24 protein-coding genes are annotated in these 24,111 nt (G+C 60.5%); 13 read left to right on the plus strand and 11 right to left on the minus strand.

What is annotated here, in order from left to right:
* Positions 1–76 precede the first annotated feature (76 nt).
* A complete protein-coding gene (locus tag RTCIAT899_RS04890) occupies positions 77–817 on the minus strand; it encodes a phosphoadenylyl-sulfate reductase (RefSeq protein WP_041677825.1) in 741 nt (246 codons plus the stop codon).
* Between the two features lie 490 nt (positions 818–1,307).
* Between RTCIAT899_RS04890 and RTCIAT899_RS04895 the strand changes: the two genes are divergently transcribed.
* Positions 1,308–1,754: an RrF2 family transcriptional regulator gene (locus RTCIAT899_RS04895; protein WP_015339121.1), complete on the plus strand. Its 447-nt coding sequence runs from the start codon at positions 1,308–1,310 to the stop codon at positions 1,752–1,754.
* A 57-nt stretch (positions 1,755–1,811) separates the two neighbouring features.
* On the opposite strand, the gene RTCIAT899_RS04900 is transcribed toward RTCIAT899_RS04895, so the two are convergent.
* On the minus strand, positions 1,812–3,173 hold the full coding sequence (locus RTCIAT899_RS04900; RefSeq protein WP_015339122.1) for a chloride channel protein: 1,362 nt from the start codon (positions 3,171–3,173) through the stop codon (positions 1,812–1,814).
* Positions 3,174–3,367: 194 nt separating this feature from the next.
* Between RTCIAT899_RS04900 and RTCIAT899_RS04905 the strand changes: the two genes are divergently transcribed.
* A complete protein-coding gene (locus RTCIAT899_RS04905; protein ID WP_015339123.1) occupies positions 3,368–3,640 on the plus strand; it encodes a YlcI/YnfO family protein in 273 nt (90 codons plus the stop codon).
* Positions 3,637–3,936: a type II toxin-antitoxin system RelE/ParE family toxin gene (locus RTCIAT899_RS04910; RefSeq protein WP_015339124.1), complete on the plus strand. Its 300-nt coding sequence runs from the start codon at positions 3,637–3,639 to the stop codon at positions 3,934–3,936. Before RTCIAT899_RS04905 ends, RTCIAT899_RS04910 begins: the two co-directional genes overlap by 4 nt.
* A gap of 12 nt (positions 3,937–3,948) precedes the next feature.
* Here RTCIAT899_RS04910 and betA read toward each other — a convergent pair whose 3' ends face one another.
* From betA to betI, 3 genes are all read right to left on the minus strand, one after another.
* A complete protein-coding gene (gene betA / locus RTCIAT899_RS04915) occupies positions 3,949–5,598 on the minus strand; it encodes a choline dehydrogenase (protein WP_015339125.1) in 1,650 nt (549 codons plus the stop codon).
* 168 nt (positions 5,599–5,766) lie between these two features.
* A complete protein-coding gene (gene betB, locus RTCIAT899_RS04920; RefSeq protein WP_015339126.1) occupies positions 5,767–7,236 on the minus strand; it encodes a betaine-aldehyde dehydrogenase in 1,470 nt (489 codons plus the stop codon).
* Entirely contained in the window at positions 7,233–7,847 is a 615-nt protein-coding gene (betI, locus tag RTCIAT899_RS04925; protein WP_015339127.1) for a transcriptional regulator BetI, read from the minus strand. The genes betB and betI overlap by 4 nt, the downstream gene beginning before the upstream one ends.
* 154 nt (positions 7,848–8,001) lie before the next feature.
* Between betI and RTCIAT899_RS04930 the strand changes: the two genes are divergently transcribed.
* From RTCIAT899_RS04930 to RTCIAT899_RS04945, 4 genes are all read left to right on the plus strand, one after another.
* Positions 8,002–8,550 (plus strand): HdeD family acid-resistance protein, encoded by a 549-nt coding sequence (locus tag RTCIAT899_RS04930; RefSeq protein WP_015339128.1) that lies wholly within the window; start codon positions 8,002–8,004, stop codon positions 8,548–8,550.
* A 227-nt stretch (positions 8,551–8,777) separates the two neighbouring features.
* Positions 8,778–9,035, plus strand: a complete 258-nt coding sequence (locus RTCIAT899_RS04935) for a ribbon-helix-helix domain-containing protein (RefSeq protein ID WP_041677276.1) — start codon at positions 8,778–8,780, stop codon at positions 9,033–9,035.
* A 204-nt stretch (positions 9,036–9,239) separates the two neighbouring features.
* On the plus strand, positions 9,240–11,045 hold the full coding sequence (locus RTCIAT899_RS04940) for a GGDEF domain-containing protein (protein ID WP_015339130.1): 1,806 nt from the start codon (positions 9,240–9,242) through the stop codon (positions 11,043–11,045).
* 79 nt (positions 11,046–11,124) lie between these two features.
* A complete protein-coding gene (locus RTCIAT899_RS04945) occupies positions 11,125–12,123 on the plus strand; it encodes an NAD(P)H-quinone oxidoreductase (RefSeq protein ID WP_015339131.1) in 999 nt (332 codons plus the stop codon).
* Here the strand turns inward: RTCIAT899_RS04945 and RTCIAT899_RS04950 are convergent.
* Positions 12,104–13,528 (minus strand): MFS transporter, encoded by a 1,425-nt coding sequence (locus tag RTCIAT899_RS04950; RefSeq protein ID WP_015339132.1) that lies wholly within the window; start codon positions 13,526–13,528, stop codon positions 12,104–12,106. The genes RTCIAT899_RS04945 and RTCIAT899_RS04950 overlap by 20 nt on opposite strands.
* Positions 13,529–13,629: 101 nt before the next feature.
* Between RTCIAT899_RS04950 and RTCIAT899_RS04955 the strand changes: the two genes are divergently transcribed.
* Together RTCIAT899_RS04955 and RTCIAT899_RS04960 are read left to right on the plus strand one after the other, a co-directional pair.
* A complete protein-coding gene (locus tag RTCIAT899_RS04955) occupies positions 13,630–14,256 on the plus strand; it encodes a helix-turn-helix transcriptional regulator (RefSeq protein WP_015339133.1) in 627 nt (208 codons plus the stop codon).
* Between the two features lie 100 nt (positions 14,257–14,356).
* The gene (locus RTCIAT899_RS04960) at positions 14,357–15,364 is read left to right on the plus strand and encodes an asparaginase (protein WP_015339134.1); all 1,008 of its coding nucleotides are present in this window, start codon (positions 14,357–14,359) and stop codon (positions 15,362–15,364) included.
* Between the two features lie 12 nt (positions 15,365–15,376).
* On the opposite strand, the gene RTCIAT899_RS04965 is transcribed toward RTCIAT899_RS04960, so the two are convergent.
* Positions 15,377–15,865: a DUF2127 domain-containing protein gene (locus RTCIAT899_RS04965; protein ID WP_015339135.1), complete on the minus strand. Its 489-nt coding sequence runs from the start codon at positions 15,863–15,865 to the stop codon at positions 15,377–15,379.
* Positions 15,866–15,945: 80 nt separating this feature from the next.
* Complete coding sequence (locus RTCIAT899_RS04970; protein WP_015339136.1) at positions 15,946–16,701, minus strand: DeoR/GlpR family DNA-binding transcription regulator; 756 nt, start codon at positions 16,699–16,701, stop codon at positions 15,946–15,948.
* Between the two features lie 127 nt (positions 16,702–16,828).
* Here RTCIAT899_RS04970 and RTCIAT899_RS04975 point away from each other — a divergent pair, with 127 nt between their 5' ends.
* Both RTCIAT899_RS04975 and RTCIAT899_RS04980 read left to right on the plus strand, forming a co-directional pair.
* The gene (locus tag RTCIAT899_RS04975) at positions 16,829–17,185 is read left to right on the plus strand and encodes an ADP-ribose pyrophosphatase (protein WP_015339137.1); all 357 of its coding nucleotides are present in this window, start codon (positions 16,829–16,831) and stop codon (positions 17,183–17,185) included.
* Between the two features lie 154 nt (positions 17,186–17,339).
* Entirely contained in the window at positions 17,340–17,960 is a 621-nt protein-coding gene (locus RTCIAT899_RS04980; protein WP_015339138.1) for a glutathione S-transferase family protein, read from the plus strand.
* Between the two features lie 4 nt (positions 17,961–17,964).
* Here the strand turns inward: RTCIAT899_RS04980 and RTCIAT899_RS04985 are convergent, their stop codons facing one another.
* Both RTCIAT899_RS04985 and RTCIAT899_RS04990 read right to left on the minus strand, forming a co-directional pair.
* Positions 17,965–18,321: an MmcQ/YjbR family DNA-binding protein gene (locus tag RTCIAT899_RS04985; RefSeq protein WP_015339139.1), complete on the minus strand. Its 357-nt coding sequence runs from the start codon at positions 18,319–18,321 to the stop codon at positions 17,965–17,967.
* 26 nt (positions 18,322–18,347) lie between these two features.
* Positions 18,348–18,533, minus strand: coding sequence for a hypothetical protein (locus RTCIAT899_RS04990; protein WP_015339140.1), 186 nt, complete (start codon positions 18,531–18,533; stop codon positions 18,348–18,350).
* 150 nt (positions 18,534–18,683) lie between these two features.
* Between RTCIAT899_RS04990 and RTCIAT899_RS04995 the strand changes: the two genes are divergently transcribed.
* Positions 18,684–19,580 carry a LysR substrate-binding domain-containing protein gene (locus RTCIAT899_RS04995; protein WP_041677282.1) on the plus strand — a complete coding sequence of 299 codons (897 nt, stop codon included), beginning with the start codon at positions 18,684–18,686 and terminating at the stop codon, positions 19,578–19,580.
* Positions 19,581–19,586: 6 nt separating this feature from the next.
* On the opposite strand, the gene RTCIAT899_RS05000 is transcribed toward RTCIAT899_RS04995, so the two are convergent.
* Positions 19,587–20,246, minus strand: coding sequence for a glutathione S-transferase family protein (locus RTCIAT899_RS05000; RefSeq protein ID WP_015339142.1), 660 nt, complete (start codon positions 20,244–20,246; stop codon positions 19,587–19,589).
* A 300-nt stretch (positions 20,247–20,546) separates the two neighbouring features.
* On the opposite strand from RTCIAT899_RS05000, the gene RTCIAT899_RS05005 reads away from it, so the two are divergent.
* Positions 20,547–24,029, plus strand: a complete 3,483-nt coding sequence (locus tag RTCIAT899_RS05005; RefSeq protein WP_015339143.1) for an indolepyruvate ferredoxin oxidoreductase family protein — start codon at positions 20,547–20,549, stop codon at positions 24,027–24,029.
* Positions 24,030–24,111: the final 82 nt, after the last annotated feature.

Here is a 24,111-nt window from a genome sequence, read left to right on the forward strand (position 1 = left end):
ATGGATGCGTTGGTTCCCTAGATATCGGCGGCGCGGGAGACGCGCTTCGGATCGATGCCGGGAGCCGGCGGGTGCTTTATTGCGCGGGTGCGGCAGCACCTTCTTCGTGGACATGCAGACCGCATTCGCGCTTTTCGTCGTTCTCCCACCACCAGCGGCCGGCTCGCTCCGGCTCGCCGGGCTTGATGGCGCGGGTGCAGGGCTCGCAGCCGATCGAGGGATAGCCGCGCGCATGCAGCGGGTTCACCGGAACGCTGTTGTCGGCGACGTAAGCGCGGATCACATCGATATCCCAATCGGCAAGCGGGTTGATCTTGATCAGGTTGCGCTCGGGATCGAATTCGGCAAAGGGCGTATCGGCGCGGTTGGCGGACTGGCCGCGGCGCAGGCCGGTGATCCAGATGGTAGCGCCGGAGAGTGCGCGCGCAAGAGGCTTCAGCTTGCGCGCGCCACAACAGGCATGCCTGGCTTCGACGCTCTCATAGAAACCGTTCAGACCGTATTTTGCGGCATAGGCGTCGATATCGGTCTGCTCCGGCTCGTAGCGAACGATGTGGATATCGTATTGGGTTTCCGTCTCGTCGATCAGAGCGAGCGTTTCCGGGAAGAGGCGGCCGGTCTGCAGGGTCGCCACCTCGATCGGCAGGCGGTGATTGCCGATCTCCGCGGTGATCACCTGATCCTCGATCCCGAGCGACGTCGTGAACACGGCACGGCCACCGAGGCCGGCCACGAGAGACAGACGGCCGGCAAGGTCGAGCGATGCAAGCTGGCTGTTGAGCGTCGCGGCATCTTCAATAAGGGTAATGGCAGTCATGGGGATCCTGTCCTGATATTGCCGGGAGTATCGCAGTTCGTAACGGCAGCGGACAGAAAAATAGATTTCGAAAGGATGCAGATGGAGAGTAAATATCTCCATGAAGCAGCGCCCATAAGGAAAAGCGACCGCCTCGGCTGTTAACCAAGGCGATTTGCCGCCGGAAGCGGGCCTTCGAAAGCACTTGATATGGCTGACCATGTTTAAGTGCTTGCTTTAATGTCTATAGAAATAGTAGAGTTACACATAGCTTGTCAAATGGAAATCCGAAGTGATGCCCGAAATGATGCGCTGCGGCGGATTTTGTGCTAAACCATGGGCATAGCGACGAAGAATGATAACAAGTCTGGGTTGCTAATGTTTCCTGGCCGTGCGCCAAGGGTGTGAGTGCTTCGAAATTGCCCCTCGGGACGAGGGCTGAGGAGTTCTATAGCGGACCGGCCGAATCGCTCGACCGGACGTATCGCATGTGTGTGTGAAGCGGTTCGAAATGATTACTCAGAAAGCAAAATATGCGCTGCGGGCGCTGTCTGCCTTGGCCCAATCCGAGGCGGGTGAGCCAATGATGATTTCCGACATCGCCGCCCAGCAAAAGATCCCGAAGAAATTCCTCGAACAGATCCTTCTCGACCTGAAGCATCAGGGTATCGTCATCAGCCGCCGCGGCAAGCAGGGCGGCTATCTCCTGCGCAAGCCGGCAAACGAAATCACCTTCGGCGAAATCCTGCGGGTCATCGACGGGCCGCTGGCGCCGCTGCCCTGTCTGTCACTGACAGCCTATCGCCGCTGCGACGATTGCGACGGCGAGCAGACTTGCGAAATCCGCCACGTCTTTGCCCGGGTGGCGGACGCGACCCGCAAGGTGTTGTTCTCGACGACCATCGCCGATGCCATCGCTCAGCCGGAGGACGCAGAAGTTGCCAGGCTGATGGCCTGACGGATCAGGTCAAAGGGAACTCACGGTCTTCCCTGCGGGCTCGCAGCGCTTCGACAATCAGTGGGCGGGGTGTTCCTCGCCGCCTTCCTTTTCCATGGCGCGCCGGGCGCGGATCGCCGCTGCGATGAAGACGCGGGACAGGCCATGATATAAGGGCTCGCGCGACAGCAGCCGCGAGGTCACATAGCCGATCATCGATACAGCCATGATCGGGATGACGGCCTGATGATCGCCGGTCATTTCGAGGATGATGACGAAGGCGGTCATCGGTGCCTGAACCACGCCGGCGAAATAGCCGGCCATGCCTAGGATCGCCGCAAGAGCAATGCTGCCACCGACAAGCGTGCCGACCGTGCTGCCGAAGCCGGCGCCGACGGCAAGCGAAGGCGCGAAAATGCCGCCGGGAATGCCTGATATCATCGACAGGAAGCTTGCCAGTAGCTTCTCGACGAAGAAGAGCAGCGGCGGGGCATGTCCTTCCACGGCGCCGCGGGCTTGCTCGTAACCGGTGCCGAAGGTCTGGCCGCCGGAGAGCACGCCGACAGCGGCAACGACAAGACCGCAGAGGCCGGCAAGGATCAGCATGCGTTTCAGCGGCTGCGGCTGTGCCCAACGGCGGATGCGGATGCCGGCATAGAGCGCCAATCCGCTGAAGGTGGCGCCGAGCGCGCCGCCGCCGACCCCACAGATCAGCATGACGATCCAGTCCCGAAACATTGTCGGGGCGGCATCGGCCGTGCCGAAATAATTGTAGCTGCCGGAAAGTCCGAGCGCGGCAAGGCCGGAAAGGATGACGGCCGTCAGGACCAGGCCGTTGGCACGTGATTCATAGGTGCGGCTCATCTCCTCGATGGCAAAGACGATGCCGGCAAGCGGCGTGTTGAAGGCGGCGGCGATGCCGGCGGCCGAGCCGGCAAGAATCAGCCCCTTCGCCTGCGCCATGCCGCCGAAGCGGGCAACCGCCAGCATGAAGGAGGCGCCGACCTGCACGGTTGGTCCCTCGCGGCCGATCGAGGCGCCGCTGAGCAACCCCAATATGGTCAGCACGATCTTACCGAAAGCGAGCCTGAGCGAGAGGAGCTTCGTGCGGTCCTCGTCATGATGCAGATGTCGCGCGGCAATCGCCTGCGGAATGCCGCTCCCTTGCGAATTGGGAAACAAGGTCGTGGCGAGATAGGCTGATAGCACAAAGCCAAGCGGCGTCAGCACGAGCGGCAGCAGCCATGTCCATTCTCCCGAATGGGTCACGCCCGTGAAAGTCCGCTGCGCCAGATCGGCCAGCTTGGCAAAGCCGACACTGATGACGCCGATCGCGAGAGCACCTGTCCAGAACACCAGGCGCGGCCGCCAGAGGTTGAAGGAGCCCCAGATGACACGGGAACGGCGGAGCAGCTTGGACTTGCGGTAGATGGGGGGCATGGGACGTGTGACCGTTATGTTGACCCGCATGCCTTTTTGGAGGCATTTTTCCGGGCCGCTCGCCTCGTGGGGAGAATTGCGATATCGATCTTTCTTACAGAATTTCCTTTTGCGGCCAAGGCTTAATCCACGTGTTGACCGTTTCGGGCGATCGAATAGAATGTATCGTAATTGCAATGCAAAGGAGCCGATGAATGAAATCCGCTTCCATACCCCCCTTGAGGGTTGATCCCGCCTTGCGCGCCGCTGCTGAAAGCGTGCTGCGAGAGGGCGAAACCTTATCGGCATTTGTGGAAAGTTCGCTGCGTGCGCAGATTGAACACCGCCGAACGAGGACCGAATTCATCGCTCGCGGCCTTGCTGCGCGGGAGGATGCAAGGAAAACAGGCGTGTATCATAGCGCTGACGACGTGCTGGGAATGCTGAAGCGCAAACTTGAAGCTGCAAAAGCGTCCGGACGAAAATGACGTTTGCGGTGCGTTACTCCCAAGGCGCGCTCGATGATCTCGAACGACTCTATGATTATCTCCTAGTGAGAGACATCGAGCTTGCGGAAAAGGCCTACCAAGCAATCGCCAAGGCAACGGAATTTCTGGAGAGTTTCCCATTCAGTTGCCGCAAAGCGTCAGCGGACAACGCATTTCTCCGCGAACTCGTTATCCCTTTTGGTTCGTCCGGTTATGTCGCGCTATTCGAGATTGAAGATAGTAAGACAGTGACGATATTGGCGATCAGGCATCAGCGGGAAGAAGACTATCACTGATGCCCGCCAATCCTACCGATCACTCATCTCCCACCGCGGATTAACCCACGGCTCCTGGTTCGAGCGCGCAAGCCGCGGCTTGCCGAGAATATGGTCGGCGGCCTTTTCGCCGGTCATGATCGAGGGGCCGTTCAGGTTGCCGTAGGTGACGTGCGGGAAGATCGAGCTGTCGGCAACACGAAGGCCATCGACACCGATAACGCGGGTGTCGGGATCGACCACCGCCATCGGATCGTCCTTCGAGCCCATCTTGCAGGTGCCGCAGGGATGATAGGCGCTTTCCAGATGTTCGCGCAGGAAGGCATCGATCTGGTCGTCGGTCTGAATATTCGCCCCTGGCTGGATTTCCGTGCCCCGGTAATCGTCGAAGGCCTTCTGCCCGAAGATCTCGCGGGTGAGGCGAACGCAGTGACGGAATTTCTCCCAGTCTTCCGGATGGCTCATATAGTTGAAGCGGATCACCGGATCGGCCTTCGGGTCGGAGGAGCGCAGCGTCACGTTCCCACGCGATTTCGACAGGTTATAGCCGACATGCACCTGGAAGCCGTGGCTCTTGGCCGCCGCCTTGCCGTCATAGCTGATGGCGACAGGCAGGAAGTGATACTGGATATCCGGCTGTTTGACGCCGGGCGCCGAACGCAGGAAGGCGCAGGCTTCGAACTGGTTCGAGGTGCCGAGCCCTTTCTTGAAGAACAGCCACTGCGCACCGGCAATGCCCTGCATGTACCAGGGCAGCCAGGAATAGAGTGACACCGGCTTCAGGCTTGTCTGCTGGAAATAGAATTCCATATGGTCCTGCAGGTTGGCGCCGACGCCGGGCCGGTCGGCCTTAACCTCGATCCCCATGTCGCGCAGATGCTGCCCAGGCCCGATGCCTGACAGCATCAGCAGCTTCGGCGAATTGAACGAGGAGGCGGAGACGATCACCTCGCGGTTTGCCTTGATGATCTCGATCTTGCCGTCCCGCTCGACTTCAACACCGGTCGCGCGGCCGTTTTCGATGACGATCTTGCGGGCAAAGCAACGGACGAGCTCGACATTCGGTCGCTTCAAGGCAGGCTTGAGATAGGCAGTCGCCGCAGACCAGCGCCGGCCCATCCAGGTCGTCTGCTCCATCAGGCCGAAGCCTTCCTGCTTGCTGCCGTTATAATCCTCGGTCGCCTCGAAGCCCGCCTGCTTGCCCGCCTCGATGAAAGCGTGAAAGAGCGGGTTGCGCGCATCGCCCCGGCGCACATGCAGCGGGCCGTTCGTGCCCCGCCAACCCTCTTCGCCCCCATGCGAATGTTCCATCCGCTTGAAGTAGGGCAGCACGTCGGCATACGCCCAGCCTTGGGCTCCGAGCTCTTCCCAGCGGTTGAAATCCTCCGCATGGCCACGCACATAGACCATGCCGTTGATCGAGGAGGACCCGCCGATCACCTTGCCGCGCGGGGCGGTGATGCGGCGGTTGTTGAGCTGCGGTTCCGGCTCGGAGAGATAGCCCCAATTGTAGCGATCCATGCTCATTGGCCAGGCAAGGGCGGCTGGCATCTGGATGAACGGCCCGAAGTCGCTGCCGCCGAATTCCAGAACGATAACGGAATGCTTGCCGTCTTCCGACAGGCGGTAAGCCATGGCGGAGCCGGCCGAACCCGAGCCGACGATGACGAAATCTGCTTGCATGACATGTGCTCCAGGTGGCAACAGGCGTAAATCGAAGGGTCTACACCCTCCCCTTGAGGGGGAGGGTCGGCCGCAGGCCGGGGTGGGGTGATTGTTGCTATACGCGTTGCGGCTGGTAACCCCCACCCGCCGCTTTGCGGCGACCTCCCCCCTCAAGGGGGAGGTGGATCAATAAGGCGCCTGTACCGGCCCCATGCCGACATAGACGGTCTTCAATTCCGAATAGTGCTCCAGCGCCGCCAGAGAATTCTCGCGACCGAAGCCGGATTGCTTGGAGCCGCCGAAGGGGATTTCGACCGGGCAGAGATTGTATGTGTTGATCCAGAGCGTGCCTGCCTCGAGCTGGTCGACCACGCGGTGGGCGCGGGTGAGATCGGCTGTGAAGACGCCGCCGGAAAGGCCGAATTCGGTCGCATTGGCGCGGGCGATCACTTCGGCCTCGTCATCGAAATCGAGAACGCACATGACCGGCCCAAAAATCTCCTCGCGCGCGATCGTCATGTCGTCAGTGACGTCGGCAAAAACGGTCGGTTGGATGTAATAGCCTTCACCGGAGACATTGTTCGGGATGCCGCCCCCGGTCAGCAGCATCGCGCCCTCGGCCTTGCCCTTTTCGATATAAGAAAGCACCTTCTCGCGCTGCGCCCAGGAGACCATCGGACCGATCTGTGTTGCCTCGTCCATCGGGTCGCCGATGAGCATGGCGTCTGTGCGGGCCTTCAGTCGCTTCAGGAATTCAGACTTGATCTTGCGGTTGACGAAAACGCGGGTGCCGTTCGAGCAGACCTGGCCGGTCGAATAGAAGTTGCCGAGCATCGCGCCGCCGATGGCGCTGTCGATATCGGCATCCTCGAAAACGATCAGCGGCGACTTGCCGCCGAGCTCCATGGTGACATGCTTGAGATTGCCGGCGGCCGAAGCCGCCACCTTGCGGCCGGTCGGCACCGAGCCCGTCAGCGATACCTTCGCCACGTCGGGATGGTTGATGAGCAGCGGTCCTGTTTCGCGGTCTCCCTGGATGACATTGTAGAGCCCCTTCGGCAGACCGGCCTCGATGAGGATTTCAGCGATCTTCAGTGCGCCGAGCGGCGTGTTTTCCGAAGGCTTGAACACCATGGCGTTGCCGGCGACCAGTGCCGGCGCGCCTTTCCAGCAGGCGATCTGCTGCGGGTAGTTCCATGCGCCGATGCCGACGCAGACGCCGAGCGGCACGCGCTTGGTATAGGCGAAATCGCCGCCGAGCGGGATATAGGAGCCGTTGAGGCCGGCCGCCGCGATGCCGCCGAAGAATTCGAAGCTGTCTGCGCCCGAAGTCGGGTCGGCGACGATGGTTTCCTGGATCGGCTTGCCCGTATCCAGCGTCTCCAGTTCAGAAAGCTCGCGGTTACGCTCGCGCATGATGTCGGCCGCCCGCTTCAGGATGCGACCGCGCGCCGTCGGGCTCATGGCGGCCCATTCGGGCTGCGCACACTTGGCAGCCGCGATCGCCTTTTCGACGATGGCAGGCGTTGCCGCGTGCAGGCGGGCGATCACCTCGCCGGTCGCCGGATAGATGCTTTCGATAAGAGTGCCGTCGGTGTCCTCGACATATTCCCCGTCGATGAAATGCGAGGCGGTTGGCTGGGCTTTGAGGGTCATGTTTCAGTCCTTTGAACGGCGGCCTCTCTGGAAAGCGGCGCAAGCAGTGAATTGATGTAATCTTCCGTAAGCGCGATCGAAGCCTTGATGCTGATCGGCGCTGATCTCAGACTTTGACGGATATAAAGGCCGTCGATCATCGCGGCAGCGCCTTCGGCGATGCGTTCTGCGTCTTCCTCCGGACATAGAGCCTTGAGATTGGCAAGCAGGTTGGAGCGCAGCCGTCTCGCGTAGATGACGAGAAAGCGGCGCGTCTCTTCCGAGCGCTGCGCCTCGGCATAGAAGGCGAGCCATGCCGCGATCGTTTCCGGCGCAAACTGGTCGGCCTGGAAACTGACGCGGATGACGGCGGAAAGCTTTTCGCGGGGTGTCGTGGCGGCCCGAAGCGCCGTCACGACGCTGTCGCGCAGCCGCTGTAGATGCACGCGGACGGTTTCGATCAGCAGCTGTTCCTTGCTGCCGAAATAGTGATGCGCAAGGGCGGGGGAAACGCCGGCCTGCTTGGCAATTTCGGACATGGTGACGGTCAGCGAGCCGTGATCGCCGATCACGCGCATCGCAGCATCCACCAGCGCCTTTCGGCGCACCGGTTCCATTCCGACTTTCGGCATTGCGTCAATCCCCAAGACTGAAGAGGAGTGTATTTTTGATTGACTGATCAATCAATAAAAAAATCACGTCGCCAGCCCTCCCTTGGGAAAAATCCGCAACCTCTTTCCGCAAAGCATTTCTGTGCCATACTTCCGAAGAGGAGGAGGTGCAGTCATGGTCGATATTCTTGATGAAGTTCCCCCATCCGCGATGCGCGACAAATGGGGATGGTTCCTCGGGCTCGGGATCTTGCTGCTGATCTGCGGCGGCATCGCCCTTGGCAATCTGTTCATCGCCACGGTGGCTTCGGTCTATTATGTCGGCATGCTGATGCTGATCGGCGGCATCGTGCATCTGGCCCATGCCTTTCAGGTAAGGGGCTGGGAGCACATTTTGTTCTGGGTTCTCAGCGGCCTGCTCTATACGGTTGCCGGCGTGCTTGCCTTCGCTAATCCACTATTGGCGTCGGAAGCCTTGACCCTGTTCCTCGCCATCGCACTGCTCATCGCCGGCACCTTTCGCGTCTGGGTCGGCCGCAAGCTGAAGCCGGAGCGTGGTTGGGTCTGGATTGTCATCGGCGGCCTTGCAACCGCCGCCGCCGGCATTGCCATTGCAGTTGGCTGGCCGGTCAACAGCCTCTGGATTCTTGGCCTTTTCCTGGCCTTTGACCTGATTTTCCAAGGATGGACGCTGGTGGCCTTCGGCCTTGTGCTTAGGCGGTAGGGCACCGCCCGAAAGGGGTAACGGACTGCTACTTTTTGACAAGGAGCGTGAGCGGCGTTACTCTTAGGGCCTCTGCCATGTCGGGCAGAACGGCGTTGCGTTGATGTAACGACAGTATCTTCATCCGAAAGTGCGTGTGTCGATAGACATGCGTGAAGAAACTGGTCAAAGCCGCGGAACATGCTTCCAGACAAATTTCCGCTAGATAACGTCAAGGGAGGAATATCATGCCGATGGTAACGGTTTCCATCTCTCCGCTTCAGGCTGCGGGCATCCGGGCAGCGGTCGACACCGGCACTTATGCCTCGAGCAGCGAAGTCGTGCGGGAAGCCCTGCGCATGTGGGATGCAGCCCGCAGGCGCGGCGACATTTGCGATGTGCCTCATGCCGCCAACGATGGCGGGGAGACGACAAAGAGCGGCCGTTGCGTCGCCGACATGTTTGCCGACTACGAGGCGGAACGGCACTCGAGCAATCAGCACTGAACCCCGCTCATCACGGCAGCCTGTCGGCTGCCGTATGCCGGGTCTGCGCCCCGACGAATGGTTAATATTGCTTTACCATTCATGAAACTTTCACATAGGGGAAAGGTTTCGTTGACGCTTTATGACGCATCTTCGGCCGAAAACGCGGTAAACCCAAAGTTTTACTCAAATAAATTAGATTAGAATCCGCAAGTGGAGATGGGCATGTCCCTGACTGCCGCAGCCGAACCGGGCGTCTTGCGCCGATACGCCAGCGATCAGATCGTTACTCTCGCCAAACTCGTCATCGAAAATGCATTTCAGCCGATCGTGGAGGCCGGCACGGGCGCCGTTTTCGGTTATGAATCCCTCATGCGCGGCCAGGAGCGCATCGGTTTCGACAGCCCGGTCGATATCCTCGACGAGGCCGAGCGCGGTGGCCAGCTTCTTGGGCTCGAGCAAATGGTCAGCAGCCGCGCGCTTGCGAAGTTTGCCACCCTGCCCAATATGGTTGCCGCTACGCTTTTCCTCAACCTGGATGTCCGGTTGATCCCGCAGGGCGCCGCCTTGGTCGACGGCCTGCTGCAGCATATGAGAAAGGCCAGCATCGCCCCTTCCTCCGTTTGCTTCGAATTCTCCGAACGTTTCGACAATACCGTCGTGCCGGAGTTTTCGGCGCTGGTTGCCAAGATGCGCGATGCCGGCTTCAAGCTCGCCATCGACGACTTTGGCGTCGGTCACGGTGAAATGAAACTGCTGTCCGATTATCCGGTCGACTATCTGAAGATCGACCGGCATTTCATCGTCGATATCGATCGCAGCGCCCGCAAGCGCCATATCCTTCGAAATCTCGTCAACATCGCCCATGTCCTCGGTACGCGCGTCATCGCCGAAGGCATAGAGACCGAGGCGGAATTCCTGACCTGCCGCGAATTCGGCGTCGATCTCGTCCAGGGCTGGTTCATTGCCCGCCCGACCGTACTGGTCAACGAGCTGAAGCCGAGCTTTCCGCATTTGCAGGATCTCGGCAAGACGGCGCGCAACAGCCACTCGCTCGATGAAATCCTTATCCGCAAGCAGATTGAAGTGCTGCCGACCATCCGCGAGAGCGATAGTATCGATAGCGTCTTCGAGCTCTTTCGCCGCAATCCGCGCCGAGCTTATTTCCCGGTCGTGAATGCCAATGACGAGCCGCGTGGGATCATCCACGAATACCAGCTGAAGGAATATATCTATCAGCCTTTCGGCCGCGACCTTTTGAAGAACAAGGTTTATAAACGGTCGATCTCGCATTTCGTCGAAATGGCGCCGATCGTCGGCCTCGATTCCGATGCCGATACGCTGATGACGATCTTCGCCAACATGGAAAGCAGCGATTGCCTGATCGTCACCGAAGGCACGCATTATGCGGGCATCGTCTCCGCTGCCTCTCTCATCAAGGTCATCAACGAGAAGCAGCTGAAGATTGCCCAGGACCAGAACCCCTTGACCGGCCTTCCCGGCAACAGGGCGATCCATGATTTCATGCAGAGCGCCGGCCGCGATGGTGATGAAGTCAGGCATTTCTGCTATTGCGACTTCGATAATTTCAAGCCGTTCAACGATGCCTATGGTTTCCATCTCGGCGACCATGCCATTTCGCTGTTCGCCGCATTAATGCGTCGCTATTTCTTTGCCGAGCGCCATTTCCTCGGTCATGTCGGCGGCGACGATTTCTTCATCGGTGTCACCGGCTGGAGGATGCAGGAGCTGCGCGAAGTTCTGGACCGGCTGCTTGCCGATTTCCACGCCGACGTGCTCGATCTTTACTCGGCCGAGGATCGTGCCGCAGGCCGCATTCGCGGCCACGACCGCACCGGCGCCGAGGCCGAGTTCCCACTGATGCGCTGCTCGATCGGCATCCTGCAGCTGCCGGAGGGACTGGTGATCGACAATATCAATCGCGTCAGCACCTCCATCGCCGGCATCAAGACCAAGGCGAAGGAGAGCGCTGCCGGCGTCGCATTCCTCGGTTTGGCCGAGACGAATTGACGCCTTTCCGCCGTGCCATCTTTTCAAGCGCGCTGCGCTAAACTATCTCCACTGCTTTGCTGGGAGAGGAGATTGCACCATGCCCTTGCCGTCTGAAATGCGTTTCGTGGATTTGCCATCTTTTGGTGGACCTGAAGTCATGACCATCGCCCGAAAGCCTCTCCCGGTGTTGAAGCCAGGCGAGATCCTGGTCCGCGTCGAGGCTGCCGGCGTCAACCGGCCGGATGTGGCGCAACGGCAGGGGACCTATCCGCCGCCGAAGGAAGCAAGCCCGATCCTCGGTCTCGAAATATCAGGCGAAGTCGTCGATGTCGCGCCTGGCGTGACCGAGTTTGCCATCGGCAACAAGGTCTGCGGCCTAGCCAATGGTGGCGGCTATGCCGAATATTGCGTGCTCCCCGCCGGCCAGGCGCTGCGCTTCCCGAACGGTTATGACGCCGTCCGCGCGGCCGCCGTCCCCGAGACCTTCTTCACCGTATGGGCCAATCTCTTCCAGATGGCGGGGCTGACCGAAGGCGAAAGCGTGCTGATCCATGGCGGCTCCAGTGGCATCGGCACGACGGCGATCCAGCTTGCCCACGCTTTCGGTGCGACGGTCTATGCGACCGCCGGGTCGAAGGAAAAATGCGAGGCCTGCGAGAAGCTCGGCGCCAAGCGGGCGATCAATTACAAAGAGGAAGATTTCGCCGAGGTCATCAAGGCCGAGACGGAACATGGTGTCGATATCATTCTCGACATGATCGGCGCCGCCTATCTGGAGAAGAACCTCGCCTCGCTTGCCCGTGACGGCTGCCTTTCCATCATTGCCTTCCTTGGCGGCGCGGTGGCGGAGAAGGCCAACCTTGCGCCGATCATGGTCAAGCGCCTGACGGTGACCGGATCGACCATGCGTCCACGCACGGCTGAGGAAAAGCGAGCCATTCGCGACGACCTTCTCGCCCAGGTCTGGCCGCTGCTCGACCAGGGCACCGTCGCCCCGGTCATTTATCGGACCTTCTCTTTCGACGATGTGGCCGAGGCGCATCGCCTGATGGAAACGAGCGACCACATCGGCAAGATCATGCTGAAGCTGGCTTGATCGTGAAGGACAGGATGATCGCGATCAGGCCGGGTATCGCCATCAGCGCATAGAGCCACATTGCTGCAGAGAGGCCGCCGCTGATACCGCCAGGATATGTCAGGCCCGCTCCATTGACGATGACGCCTGCGAGCGCTGCACCAAATGCGCCGCCCAGCGACTGCGTCATAGAGATCGCCGCCGAAGCCTTGTCCTGTTCGGTCCTGCGAGCGATGCCGATGATCCTGGTCACAAGATGCGCCCAGCCGAGACCGACGCCGAATCCCATCAGGAACATCGTGATGACGGCGGGCGCAAACCTGGCGACGGTATCAAAGGGCGTGTTCGTTGCCAGGAAGGGGATCAGTGATGCGGTCGCGGTTGTTTCCAGAATGCAGCCGCTGATGATGGCAATGGCGGCCTGCCTGCCGGAAAAAGAGGCGCTGAAGAAGGCCGCAATGGTCCAGCCCAATGCGACGAGCGCAACGAGATAACCGGAGACGAGCGGCGTGACGCCGTGCAGGGTCTGAAGGAAATAGGGAATGTAAATGTCGCTCGTCAGCACAAGCATCATCGTGAATATCGTGAGATAGAGTCGCGAAATCGGATTGCCGAGCATGACGGCGCCATAGGGCAGGAGCCGCACTTCGCGCTTGCGCTCGATCACGACCATCGTCGCGACCAAAATGATGGAAACCGCAATCAGCACTACCTTGTAGGTTCCGTGATCGACGGTGCCGGCGATGCTGACGAACAGGACGGCAGCCAGCAGAAGCCCGATCTGGGCGAGCGGCGTCCTCGTATCGACGCGGTCATCCGCAACATCGGGCAGCAGCCGGCGCGCGGAAAGCGCCATGATGACGGTCAGCGGCACGAGAATGATGAATGCCTCGCGCCACGCGCCCCCGGCGGCGAAGAGGCCGCCGAGTGTTGGCCCGAGCACGGTCGCCACACCCCAGATAGCGGCATAGAGGGTAGAGGCCTTGCGCCACAATATCTCCGGATAGACGAAACGGATGAAGGCATAGGCGAGGCCGGAGAGCATGCCGGCCCCATAGCCCTGGATGGCGCGACCCGCGAGCAATACGGGCATTATCGGCGCGATGGCGCAGGCCAGGCTGCCGATGCCGAAAGTAAGCGCCGCCCCGACATACACCGTGCGCAGGCCCATGCCCTTCGGCCGCGTGGCAACGGTAATCGAGCCAAGCACGCCGGCGGCGACGAAGAGTGTCGTCATCCATGAGAATAGTTCAAGGCCGCCGATGTCCCGCACGATCGAGGGGGCGATCGTCGCCGTGATGTAAGACTCGACGGCATAAAGCGTGACACCTCCGCCGAGCATCAGCGTGGCGGGCAGAAGTTTCGGCGAAAACAATGTGAAGACGGAAGAGGGTGAGGCAGGGGTGGTGTTTTCGATGCTGGACATCGGGCGATCCTCGGTATTTTCCCTAGCGGTTGATTATTTTCCAAGTTATAATTTGGAAAATTACATCCTAGCCGGATTAAAACAAGAGAAAACTTGGAAAAATGCGTCAGTCACCCGCCAATCGAATTCTGATCCTGTTGAAAACCGACGGGCCGCAATTGGCGGCCGCCGTTGGCGATGCGCTCGGCATATCGTCGGAGGCGGCACGCCAGCAGCTCACGAAGATGGCTGAGGAGGGGTTGGTCGAGCCGGTGGCGGAGGCTTCATCCGGCCGGGGCAGGCCGCGTCAGTTCTGGCATCTGACGGCGGCCGGCAACAGGCAGTTTCCCGATGGCCATGCCGATCTGACCGCCACTCTGCTTGCGACCATGGTCAGCCAGTTGGGGCAGGGCGCCGTCGATGCCGTTATCTCCGCCCGTGAAACGGAGACACTTCGGCGTTACCGCAGCGAAATCGACCTTACGGCCGATCTGTCGTCGCGCGTCACAAGCCTCGCCGCAATCCGCACGCGGGAAGGCTATATGGCCGATCACTGGCAGGACAAGGATGGCTCGCTGGTTCTGGTGGAGAACCATTGCCCCATCTGTGCTGCCGCCTCTGCCTGCGCCGGCTTCTGCCGATCGGAGCTGGAGACTTTCCGCATGGTGCTTGGTGCTGATGTCGAACGGGAGGAGCATATCCTGCTCGGCGCCCGGCGTTGCGCCTACAGGATCCGCGACGCAGCCTGAGAGATCGCTTTTTGATATTGCCCGCCGGCATCGGCGGTTGGCAATCCCGGAGGCAGCGGCTATCACTGGCCGTCTAGCAAATCAGAGGCTGCATTCCGTCATGTCCAATCCCATCTGCGTCGAAGTCACCCGTGGCAATCAGGTGGAAAGCTATCATCGCGGCTCCGTCGTTGTCGTCGATGGCGATGGGAAGCTGGTTTTCTCGCTCGGCGATATCGAAAGCGGCGTCTTTCCACGCTCGGCCTGCAAGGCGATGCAGGCCCTGCCGTTGGTCGAAAGCGGTGCCACGGATGCCTATGGTTTCGGTCATAAGGAATTGGCGCTCGCCTGCTCATCCCACAATGGGGAGGATGAGCATGTGGCGCTCGCCGCCGGCATGCTGGCGCGTGCCGGCCGCGATGTCGGCACGCTCGAGTGCGGCGCGCATTGGTCCTTCGATCAGAAGACATTGATTCATCAGGCCCGCACGCTCGACAAGCCGACGGCACTGCATAACAATTGCTCTGGCAAGCATGCCGGCTTCGTCTGCGCCTGCTGCCATCAGGACATCGATCCCCGGGGCTATGTCGGTTATGACCATCCGCTGCAGCAGCAGATCCGCGACACGATGCAGGGCCTGACCGGCGCTATTCTGGCGCACGACAATTGCGGCACAGACGGCTGCTCGATTCCGACCTATGCGGTGCCGCTGAAGGGACTGGCGCATGGCTTTGCCAAAATGGCGACCGGTGTCGGGCTGGAGCCGCTACGCGCCAAGGCGTCACGCCGGCTGTTCGAGGCCTGCATGGCCGAGCCCTTTTACGTTGCCGGCACCGATCGCGCCTGCACCAAGCTGATGCAGATCGCTCCCGGCCGCATCTTCGCGAAAACCGGCGCGGAAGGCGTATTTTGCGCGGCGATCCCCGAACAGGGCATCGCCATCGCGCTCAAATGCGACGACGGCACCGCTCGCGCGGCGGAGATCATGGTTGCCGCAACATTGGCCCGCTTCTTCGAGAAGGACGGCGCTGTTCATGCCGGACTGATGGCAATGGCCGAGCGATCTTTCAAGAACTGGAACGGCATCCAGGTCGGTGATATCAGGCCGGCAGTGGCGTTGAGGGCATAGCTTACTTTCATCTCAGCCACTCGTTTTCTGAGCCGATACATGGTGCCGGACGACCTTATATTCCTGCCAGATGAGAACCATGACCATCAGGTCGAAGATGGTGAGGATGATGAGCCCGATGCCATGCGTGTCGGTGAAGCGGTAAAGCTGGTAGACGATGAAAAGACCCAAGGCGACCAGCGAGGCCGGATAGGCCCACAGCTTGCCCCGAAGCAGGCCGATGACCAGCAGCACCTTCACCAGCCCGTGGCTCAGCAGGTAATAGGCATAGAAGTTCTTCGTACTGACCGAGAAATCCTGCGCCCACGTGAGCAGGTGCGTCGCGATGAAATCATGCGGGTCGTTGAGCAGCTCGGGCTGCGTGATCCGGTTCGCCAGCCGAAGGATCGAGTCGGTGCTGACGAGCGCGAGCACAAGGCCGCCCATGCATTCGATCAGGGCATGCGCGCCCTTCAATAGGACGCTGATTTCGAAGAGCTGATGAATGCGTCGTTCGTTCATGGGTGGTCGCAACCTCTGGGGCCTATTCAGGTAGGCTTGATCGGCGGCGACGACAAGGCATACCGATCTCCGGCCGTCGGTCAGGCCAGGAAGATCGGCACGTCCATATCTCGATAGGGTGTCAGGCTCTCCTCCGGAATATCGGACGGCACGATCACGCCGGAGACGCCTGTCAATGGCAGGATCTGGCATGGAGAGGCCGCGTCGAGCTTTTCAGCTGTCGCCAGCACATAGGTTTCCGCTGAGCATTGCGCGATATGCCGCTTGATGGCCGCTTCCTCGAAATCGCCGGTCGAAAAGCCGCGGGCGGGATGGATGGCGGTGACGCCCAGAAAGAAAATGTCGGCCCTTATCGATGCGATGGCCGCCATGGCGACGGCACCCGTCGCGACCATCGAATGCTTGTAGAGCTTGCCGCCGATCAGGATCACTTCGGCCAGCGGATGATGCTCCAGCTCGCCTGCGATCGTCGGGCTGTGGGTGACGATGGTGACGGGGAGATCCTTCGGAAGCTGGCGGGCGATCTCGGCATTGGTGGTGCCGCCATCGAGAAACACGGTCTGGCCCGGCTGGATCAGGCTGACCGCATGGGCACCGAGCCGGCGCTTCTCATCGGATGAGACCGTCTGCCGCGCGGTAAAATCGGGCAGCTCCGGTGACAGCGGCAGTGCGCCACCATGCACCCGCTTCAGCAATTTTTCCGTCGCCATTTCCCGCAGATCCCTACGGATCGTATCTTCGGATAGCCCGAGGTCATCGGCCAAGGCCTTGGCGATTACCTGGCCGTCCCGGCGCAATCTGTCGAGGATGAGGGTTTTCCGTTGGCTGGTCAGCATGCCGATCTCTGCACGATATATCACGAATAATCGTGAATTTATCAGAATCGATTCGACATTCAAGAAAATATGCGCATATTCGTGCAAATTCCTGCAGCAAGCAGGAGCAAAAAAACGGAGGCAAGACATGTTGATCCTAATCGCGGGGCCTTATCGCTCCGGCACTGGTGATGATCCGAAGAAGATGGCTGAAAACCTCAAACGCCTTGAGGAGCCGTCCTATGCGCTGTTCAAGGCCGGGCATCTGCCGATGATCGGCGAATGGGTTGCCCTGCCGGTCTGGCACGCCGCCGGCGGCAAGAGCATCGGCGACGATCTCTATGAGGAGATTTTCCATCCAACGGCCGGCCGCCTGCTACAGCTTTGCGAGGGTGTTTTGAGATTGCCCGGTGATTCCAAGGGCGCGGATAACGATGTCCGCATTGCCCGCGAGCGCGGCATTCCCGTCTGGTACAGGCTGGAAGACGTGCCCGGCTGCGCCTAAACGCGAGCAGCCCATCCCCATCGCGCCAGCCCATGGGGATGGGTGTGCCTGCCCGACCGATCAAAACCTTTTGTGGCGCCCATCAGCGTCAGCCACTTCCGTATCGGCCGGGTTCGCTTTAGCTTCCTCACGGACTTCAATCGAGGAACGGAACATGCTGACATTCTATTTCGCGCCCGGAAGCTGCGCGCTCGCCAGTCTCATCGCCCTGGGAGAATCCGGTCTCGCCTACGAGCACCGTCGCCTCAACCTCGCCAATGGCGATCAGCGCCAGCCGGACTATCTGGCCATCAATCCCAAAGGTCGTGTCCCGGCGCTGGTGACCGATCGCGGCGTCCTTACCGAAAATATCGCGATTATGGCCTACATCGCCCAGATCGTGCCGGCCGCGAAGCTGGCACCGCTCGACGACCCCTTCGAATTCGCGCAGATGCAATCTTTCAACAGTTACATCGTCTCCACCGTTCATGTGAACCATTCACACAAGGGACGCGGCTACCGCTGGACCGACGATGCGGCAGCCATCGAGACGATGAAGGCCAAGGTGCCGCAGACCATGACCGAAAGCTTCGCGTTGATCGAAGACAAGATGCTGAAGGGGCCGTGGGTGATGGGCGAGCAATATACCGTCGCAGACGGCTATCTCTTCACCATGGAGAAGTGGCTGCCGGGAGACGGTGTCGATATCAAGCAGTTCCCCAAGGTTAGCGCGCATTATGAGCGTATGCTCGAGCGCCCGACCGTTCAGAAGGCGCTTGCCGTCGAACAGGGCTGATCGATCAGCCGAACGTTGCCAGAAGTTTTTTCGGGGCGCGGTATCGCCATGCCTCGATCAGACGCAGCTCCAGTTCCTCATCGCCGATCGCAGCGATGCGCAGCGGCAGGAATGGCCAGCCGACATAATGATCAGTCTGGAAATAGATCTCCGGCGCCATTTCCATCAGCTGTTCCTTGCGATCGATCGGCAGCGAAAGCACGATGGTCTCGTTGTTCTTCACCGTCACGAACGCCTTGCCGCCGACCTTGAAGGCCGGCAGGCCGTAATGCAGGCCAGACTCAACCGCCGGCAGCCCAGTTTGCGCGATAAGCCGCTGCAATCGTCCGGCGATGACGTCCATATCGATGGTCGATGTCATGTTTACGCGTATAGAGCAGGTCTCCGTCAGGCGCATTCTTCCGGCTGAACATACCGCTTGTCCAGCGGACGCCCGAGATTTTCCGGCATAAGCGGCAGGTCGGCCAGTTCTTCCAGCGACATGCTCGCAAGCATCGGATGCTGCAGCGGATCGCCTTCCTGTTCGCGATCCTCCTCCAACAGATGATTGAAGAAAAGCTTCAAGATCGACATGTGATTGCCTCCTTGGATCTCCGCATCGATGCAACCACAGGGACATCAGCCGGCGAAGTGGCGGCGATTTTCAATTTAATGCTGCAATATCGCGCATTTTCCCGCTCTACGCAATTGAGAATGATGGGATGCTTATATAGATATTCTATAATGAGAAACCTAAACAACGTTCATCTGAATGGCTTGCGCGCCGTTGAAGCTGTTGGCCGGCTGGGCTCGCTGCAGGCGGCCGCCGACGAACTCGGTGTAACGGTCGGTGCGGTCAGTCAGCAGGTCATCAAGGCGGAGGCCCAGCTCGGACGACCACTGTTCGAGCGAACTCCAAAAGGCATGATGGCCATGGCGTCGGGGCTGGCGATAATGACGAGGCTTAACGAGGGCTTCCAAGCGCTTACGGCCGCAGTCGCGCTTGCGCAGCACGAGGATGAGAATATCCTTACGATTTCGGTCGCGCCGGTCTTTGCGGCCCGCTGGCTGGTCTATCGGCTGGACCGCTTCGCCAGCCGCCACCCGGATATCCGTCTACGCATCGATGCCACCACGCGCCTGATCAATCCCGCGACATCGGATGTCGATATCGGCATCCGGGTCGGCAGCGGGCAATGGCCCGGCGTCAAGTCCGAGCTGCTACTAGCTCAGGAGGTGTTCCCGGTCGTCACGCCGCAGATCGCCGCCACGCTCCGGGAGCCCGCCGATCTCTTGAAAGTCCCCGCCGTCATCGACGGACACGCGATGTTCGGCTGGGAGGTGTGGCTGCGCAAGGCGGGACTATCGGGCCATTGCATGGAAGAGCGGCACATCTTCAATGATGCATCGCTCTGTCTGGATGCCGCCATAGCAGGGCAGGGGGTAATGCTCGCCTGGCAGACGCTGGCTGGCTATGCTCTGCAGCAGAAATGCCTCGTCGATCCCTTCGGCATCCGCGTAAAGACGGGCTTCGGCCATTATTTCGTCACCGCCCCCGGCGTGCGGGAGCCGAAGAAGGTGACCGCCTTTAAGGCCTGGATTCGCGAGGAGATGGAAGAGAGCATGCGTCTCTTCCGATAGGATCTATCAGACCGGCTCGTGACCGCGGGTCGCCTGCATGGCCTTGTAGGCATCACGTGCCTGGCAGCGCTCGATCCAGGCCTTCATCTTCGGACGCGCGTCGAACAATTCCTGTTCTGTCTGGGCATAGCGCATCACTTCCGCGAGGTTCAAGTCAGCGGCTGTGAAGCGATTGCCGACGAGATAATCCTGACTTTGCAGATGCTTTTCCAGCACGTCGAGCGGCTTCTTCAGCGAGCGGCAGGCAACGGCGATCCCGGCCTTGCCGGCCTCGCTGTTTTCCTGGGCATTGTCATAGATGCGCACGAGCGCGACACTGTAGGGCTCCACTTCGGTTGCCGCCCACATCGTCCACATCCCCAGCAGCCCTTCTTCCTCGACCGTCTTGCCGGCGAGCGGGCCGCCATATTTGCGCGCGAGGTAGAGATTGATGGCAAGCGACTCATGCATCATGAGATCGCCGTCCTTGATGCAGGGGATCATACCCATCGGATTGACCGCCAGAAACTCCGGCGACATCGTATTGATCGGCGCGTCGGCGGCAAGCGGGTTGGGCAGCCGTCCGGCCTGGATGACCGGCACGGATTTGAACTCGATGCCGAGCTCGTGAGCCATCCAATAGTTGCGCGAAGCGCGCGAGCGATAGACACCGTAGATCGTCAGCATATGCGTCTCCCAGATTCGAGTCGGCGCGACCTTAGGGGGTGAGTCGCATGCATAAAACCCCTTGCGGCTAATATCTCCGATGAAAGCTCGTGATGGATGCCCGCACGCGACGCGCTGAAGCACGAAAATATCTGTCAGCAGCCCAAATTCTTTACAAATCATGCGGCCGACGCCCCGCCTTCGTTCGGAAATTAGCGCGAGTGCATGTTAGACTTCTGCAATGATTTTCGTTGGAAGCGGTAGGAGGTTTCCGGCGAGAAGAAAGCGCAATTGGTGACTGCGATCTCGGGAGGAGAGCAGATGCTTGCGACCAGTGTATCGCTAGACGACAAATACACAGCAGAGGAAGGCCGCGTTTTCATGACCGGCCTGCAGACGCTGGTGCGGCTGCCCATGACGCAGATGCGCCGCGACCGCGCCGCCGGCCTCAATACGGCGGCCTTCATTTCAGGTTATCGCGGTTCGCCGCTCGGCGGTTACGACCAGCAGCTTCTGAAAGCCAAAACCTACCTTGACGCCCATGACGTCACCTTCCAGCCCGGGATCAACGAGGATCTGGCTGCGACGGCCGTATGGGGCTCGCAGCAGGTCGGCCTTTCCCCCGGTGCCCGCAAGGACGGCGTGCTCGGTATCTGGTATGGCAAGGGCCCGGGCGTCGACCGCTCCGGCGATGTGCTGAAGCACGGCAATGCGGCTGGCACCTCCAAATATGGCGGCGTCCTCTGTATTGCCGGCGACGATCATTCCGCCAAATCCTCCACCATGCCGCATCAGACCGACCATGATTTCATGTCTGCAGTCATCCCGGTCATCTATCCCTCATCCATCCACGAATTCCTCGAATACGGCCTCCTCGGCATCGCCATGTCGCGCTATTCCGGCTGCTGGGTCGGCATGAAGTTCATCGCCGACACCATCGAGACGACGGCGGCTGTCGATCTCTCGGGCGAGAGGCGGCAATTCGTCCTGCCGACCGATTTCGAAATGCCGCCCGGTGGCCTCAATCTGCGCTGGCCCGATCCACCCTTGGTCCAGGACGATCGTCTGCAGACCTACAAGGCCTATGCGGCCATCGCCTTTGCCCGTGCCAATCGCGTCGACGAAATCACGCACAATGTACCGAACGCCCGCCTCGGCATCATCTCGTCCGGCAAGGCCTATGAGGATGTGCTGCAGGCACTGCGCGAGCTGGAGATCGGCCCACAGGAAATGGCCGCGATCGGCCTGCGTATCCTGAAGGTGCGCATGCCCTGGCCGCTGGAGCCCGAGGCTGTCAGGCATTTCTCCGAAGGGCTGGACGAGGTTCTCGTCGTCGAGGAGCGACGCGAGATCATCGAGAACCAGATCAAGCAGCAGCTCTTCAACTGGCGCGCCGATGTCCGTCCGCGAATCATCGGCAAGTTCGACGAACACGATAAGCCCTATCTCAGCCTCTCGGCGGCATTGACTGTCGGCGCCGTCGCCAGAGCGATTGCGGGGCGTATCGTCAAGCTCGATCTCGATCAGGGCCTGCATGACCGCATCGCCGCCAAGCTTGCCTATCTCGCCGAGCGCGGCCAGATCAGCCGCAGCCATGTGGCGCCGCTGAACCGCACACCCTTCTTCTGCTCCGGCTGTCCGCACAATACGTCCACCCGCGTTCCCGAAGGCAGTCGCGCCATTGCCGGCATCGGCTGCCACTACATGGTCACCTGGATGGACCGCAACACCGAGACTTTCACCCAGATGGGCGGCGAAGGCGTGCCATGGACGGCGATCGCCCGGTATACCGACGAAAAGCATATGTTCGTCAATCTCGGTGACGGCACCTATTTTCACTCCGGCATTCTCGCCATCCGCCAGTCCGTCGCCTCCAAGGTCAACGTCACCTACAAGCTGCTTTACAACGATGCCGTCGCCATGACCGGCGGCCAGCCGATCGACGGCTACCTGACGCCACAACTGGTCACGAAGCAGCTGCATGACGAAGGCGTCAAGCCGATCTACCTGCTATCTGATAATCCCGATGCCTATCGCGCCTCAGAGCTCGCGCCCGGTGTCAAGGTGCTGCACCGCGACCATATCGATCAGGTGATGTTGACGCTGCGCGAAACCGAAGGTTGTTCGGCGATCGTCTACGTTCAGACGTGCGCCGCGGAGAAGCGCCGTCGCCGCAGCCGCGGGCTGATGGAAGACCCGGCCAAGCGTGTCTTCATCAACCCGGCCGTCTGCGAGGGCTGCGGCGATTGCTCGGTGCAGTCCAACTGCATCTCGGTCGAGCCGCTGGAAACGGAGTTCGGTCGCAAGCGCCAGATCAATCAGTCGAGCTGCAACAAGGATTTCTCCTGCGTCAAAGGCTTCTGCCCCTCCTTCGTGACGGTTCATGGCGGCAAGCGCCGCAAGCGCAAAGCGCTTGACCATGCCGAAGTCGATGTGCCGATGCCCGAAATCCCCGTCATCGGCGATCGGCCCTGGAATATCGCGATTGCCGGCGTCGGCGGCACCGGCATCCTGACCATCGGCGCGATCCTCGGCATGGCCGCGCATCTGGATGGCAAGGTGCCGATGATCCTCGACATGGCAGGCCTTGCCCAGAAGGGCGGCGCGGTTATGAGCCACCTGCGCATCGGCCACAATCAGGCCGACGTCACCTCCTCGCGTATCGTCAATGGCGGCGCGGATCTGCTGTTCGCAGCGGACGAGGTGGTGGGTGCCTCCAAGGATGCGATCACGCTCTGCTCGCCGACGCGCACCACGGCCATCGTCAACACCGGGCTGATGCCGGTCGCCGATTTCGTGCGCAACCGCGATTTCGATTTCAAGACCGGTTCGATCCAGCATACGATCGGCAAGACCGTCAGCGACAAGTCCGTCTTCCTCGACTTCGGCCACGTCGCGACGGAGGTGACCGGCGATGCCATGTCGACCAATATCCTGCTGACCGGCTTTGCCTGGCAGCGCGGCCTTCTGCCTCTCTCCTTGGAAGCGATCGAAAAGGCGATTGAGCTCAACGGTGTCGCCGTCAAGGCGAGCCTTTCCGCCTTCCAGTGGGGGCGGCTTCTGGCGCATGACCCGCAGGCCGTACATGCCATGATGGCGGAACCCCAAACTGGCAAGACGCTGGCGGAGATGAGCCTCGATGAACTCATCAAGCACCGCAAGGCGCATCTGACCGCCTATCAGAATGCGGCGCTTGCGGAACGCTATGCCGCCTTTGTGGCCCATGCCAATGCTCTCGCTGCAAGAGAGCGGCTTTCGGATAAGGTGCCTTTTGCCGTTGCCGTCACCTATGCACGCGTTCTCGCCTACAAGGATGAATACGAAGTCGCGCGTCTTCTGACCGACCCCGCCTTGGATGCGCATCTGCGCGAGGAGATGGAAGGCGACTTCAAGCTGGCCCTCAATCTCGCGCCGCCCATCCTTGGCGGCAAGGATCCGAACGGCCGGCCGAAGAAGCGCGAGTTCGGCGCGTGGATCCTGCCATTGCTCCGCGTCCTTGCGCCGATGAAGCGCCTGCGCGGCACGCCCTTCGACCCCTTCGGCTATATGGCGGAACGCCGGCTGGAGCGTCGCCTGATCGCTGATTATGAAGGGGTTGCCGAGCGGGTACTTGCCGGGCTGCACCATGACAACGAGGTCGAGGCCCTTGCCATCCTCTCGCTGTTTGATGAGATAAGAGGCTTCGGACCGGTCAAGGAGGAGGCCGCCCGCAAGATCATGGTGAGAATTGCTGACAAGCTGAAGGCCTATGAGGCGCCTGTGGAGAAGCTGGGCAAACAGCCCATGCCTGCCGACGCCGCATGATGGCGCCGGCCGAAACTTGAAGCAGGCATAAAGAGGTATAGGTTCGTAAGGATCGCGCGTTCGGGAATATCGGGAGGAGAAG

Source organism: Rhizobium tropici CIAT 899, from assembly GCF_000330885.1.
Classification (GTDB): domain Bacteria; phylum Pseudomonadota; class Alphaproteobacteria; order Rhizobiales; family Rhizobiaceae; genus Rhizobium; species Rhizobium tropici.

What these genes read in the sequence shown, in the direction of transcription:
- RTCIAT899_RS04930 (WP_015339128.1), top strand. Translation starts at nt 8,002, where the DNA reads ATGGTCGATATTCTTGATGAAGTTCCCCCATCCGCGATGCGCGACAAA.
- RTCIAT899_RS04965 (WP_015339135.1), bottom strand. Translation starts at nt 15,865, where the DNA reads ATGAACGAACGACGCATTCATCAGCTCTTCGAAATCAGCGTCCTATTG.
- RTCIAT899_RS05005 (WP_015339143.1), top strand. Translation starts at nt 20,547, where the DNA reads ATGCTTGCGACCAGTGTATCGCTAGACGACAAATACACAGCAGAGGAA.
- betB (WP_015339126.1), bottom strand. Translation starts at nt 7,236, where the DNA reads ATGACCCTCAAAGCCCAGCCAACCGCCTCGCATTTCATCGACGGGGAA.
- RTCIAT899_RS04905 (WP_015339123.1), top strand. Translation starts at nt 3,368, where the DNA reads ATGAAATCCGCTTCCATACCCCCCTTGAGGGTTGATCCCGCCTTGCGC.
- RTCIAT899_RS04985 (WP_015339139.1), bottom strand. Translation starts at nt 18,321, where the DNA reads ATGACATCGACCATCGATATGGACGTCATCGCCGGACGATTGCAGCGG.
- RTCIAT899_RS04950 (WP_015339132.1), bottom strand. Translation starts at nt 13,528, where the DNA reads ATGTCCAGCATCGAAAACACCACCCCTGCCTCACCCTCTTCCGTCTTC.
- RTCIAT899_RS04910 (WP_015339124.1), top strand. Translation starts at nt 3,637, where the DNA reads ATGACGTTTGCGGTGCGTTACTCCCAAGGCGCGCTCGATGATCTCGAA.
- RTCIAT899_RS04900 (WP_015339122.1), bottom strand. Translation starts at nt 3,173, where the DNA reads ATGCCCCCCATCTACCGCAAGTCCAAGCTGCTCCGCCGTTCCCGTGTC.
- RTCIAT899_RS04960 (WP_015339134.1), top strand. Translation starts at nt 14,357, where the DNA reads ATGTCCAATCCCATCTGCGTCGAAGTCACCCGTGGCAATCAGGTGGAA.
- RTCIAT899_RS04935 (WP_041677276.1), top strand. Translation starts at nt 8,778, where the DNA reads ATGCCGATGGTAACGGTTTCCATCTCTCCGCTTCAGGCTGCGGGCATC.
- RTCIAT899_RS04980 (WP_015339138.1), top strand. Translation starts at nt 17,340, where the DNA reads ATGCTGACATTCTATTTCGCGCCCGGAAGCTGCGCGCTCGCCAGTCTC.
- RTCIAT899_RS05000 (WP_015339142.1), bottom strand. Translation starts at nt 20,246, where the DNA reads ATGCTGACGATCTACGGTGTCTATCGCTCGCGCGCTTCGCGCAACTAT.
- RTCIAT899_RS04945 (WP_015339131.1), top strand. Translation starts at nt 11,125, where the DNA reads ATGCCCTTGCCGTCTGAAATGCGTTTCGTGGATTTGCCATCTTTTGGT.
- RTCIAT899_RS04895 (WP_015339121.1), top strand. Translation starts at nt 1,308, where the DNA reads ATGATTACTCAGAAAGCAAAATATGCGCTGCGGGCGCTGTCTGCCTTG.
- RTCIAT899_RS04940 (WP_015339130.1), top strand. Translation starts at nt 9,240, where the DNA reads ATGTCCCTGACTGCCGCAGCCGAACCGGGCGTCTTGCGCCGATACGCC.
- RTCIAT899_RS04955 (WP_015339133.1), top strand. Translation starts at nt 13,630, where the DNA reads ATGCGTCAGTCACCCGCCAATCGAATTCTGATCCTGTTGAAAACCGAC.
- betI (WP_015339127.1), bottom strand. Translation starts at nt 7,847, where the DNA reads ATGCCGAAAGTCGGAATGGAACCGGTGCGCCGAAAGGCGCTGGTGGAT.
- RTCIAT899_RS04975 (WP_015339137.1), top strand. Translation starts at nt 16,829, where the DNA reads ATGTTGATCCTAATCGCGGGGCCTTATCGCTCCGGCACTGGTGATGAT.
- RTCIAT899_RS04970 (WP_015339136.1), bottom strand. Translation starts at nt 16,701, where the DNA reads ATGCTGACCAGCCAACGGAAAACCCTCATCCTCGACAGATTGCGCCGG.
- RTCIAT899_RS04990 (WP_015339140.1), bottom strand. Translation starts at nt 18,533, where the DNA reads ATGTCGATCTTGAAGCTTTTCTTCAATCATCTGTTGGAGGAGGATCGC.
- betA (WP_015339125.1), bottom strand. Translation starts at nt 5,598, where the DNA reads ATGCAAGCAGATTTCGTCATCGTCGGCTCGGGTTCGGCCGGCTCCGCC.
- RTCIAT899_RS04995 (WP_041677282.1), top strand. Translation starts at nt 18,684, where the DNA reads ATGAGAAACCTAAACAACGTTCATCTGAATGGCTTGCGCGCCGTTGAA.
- RTCIAT899_RS04890 (WP_041677825.1), bottom strand. Translation starts at nt 817, where the DNA reads ATGACTGCCATTACCCTTATTGAAGATGCCGCGACGCTCAACAGCCAG.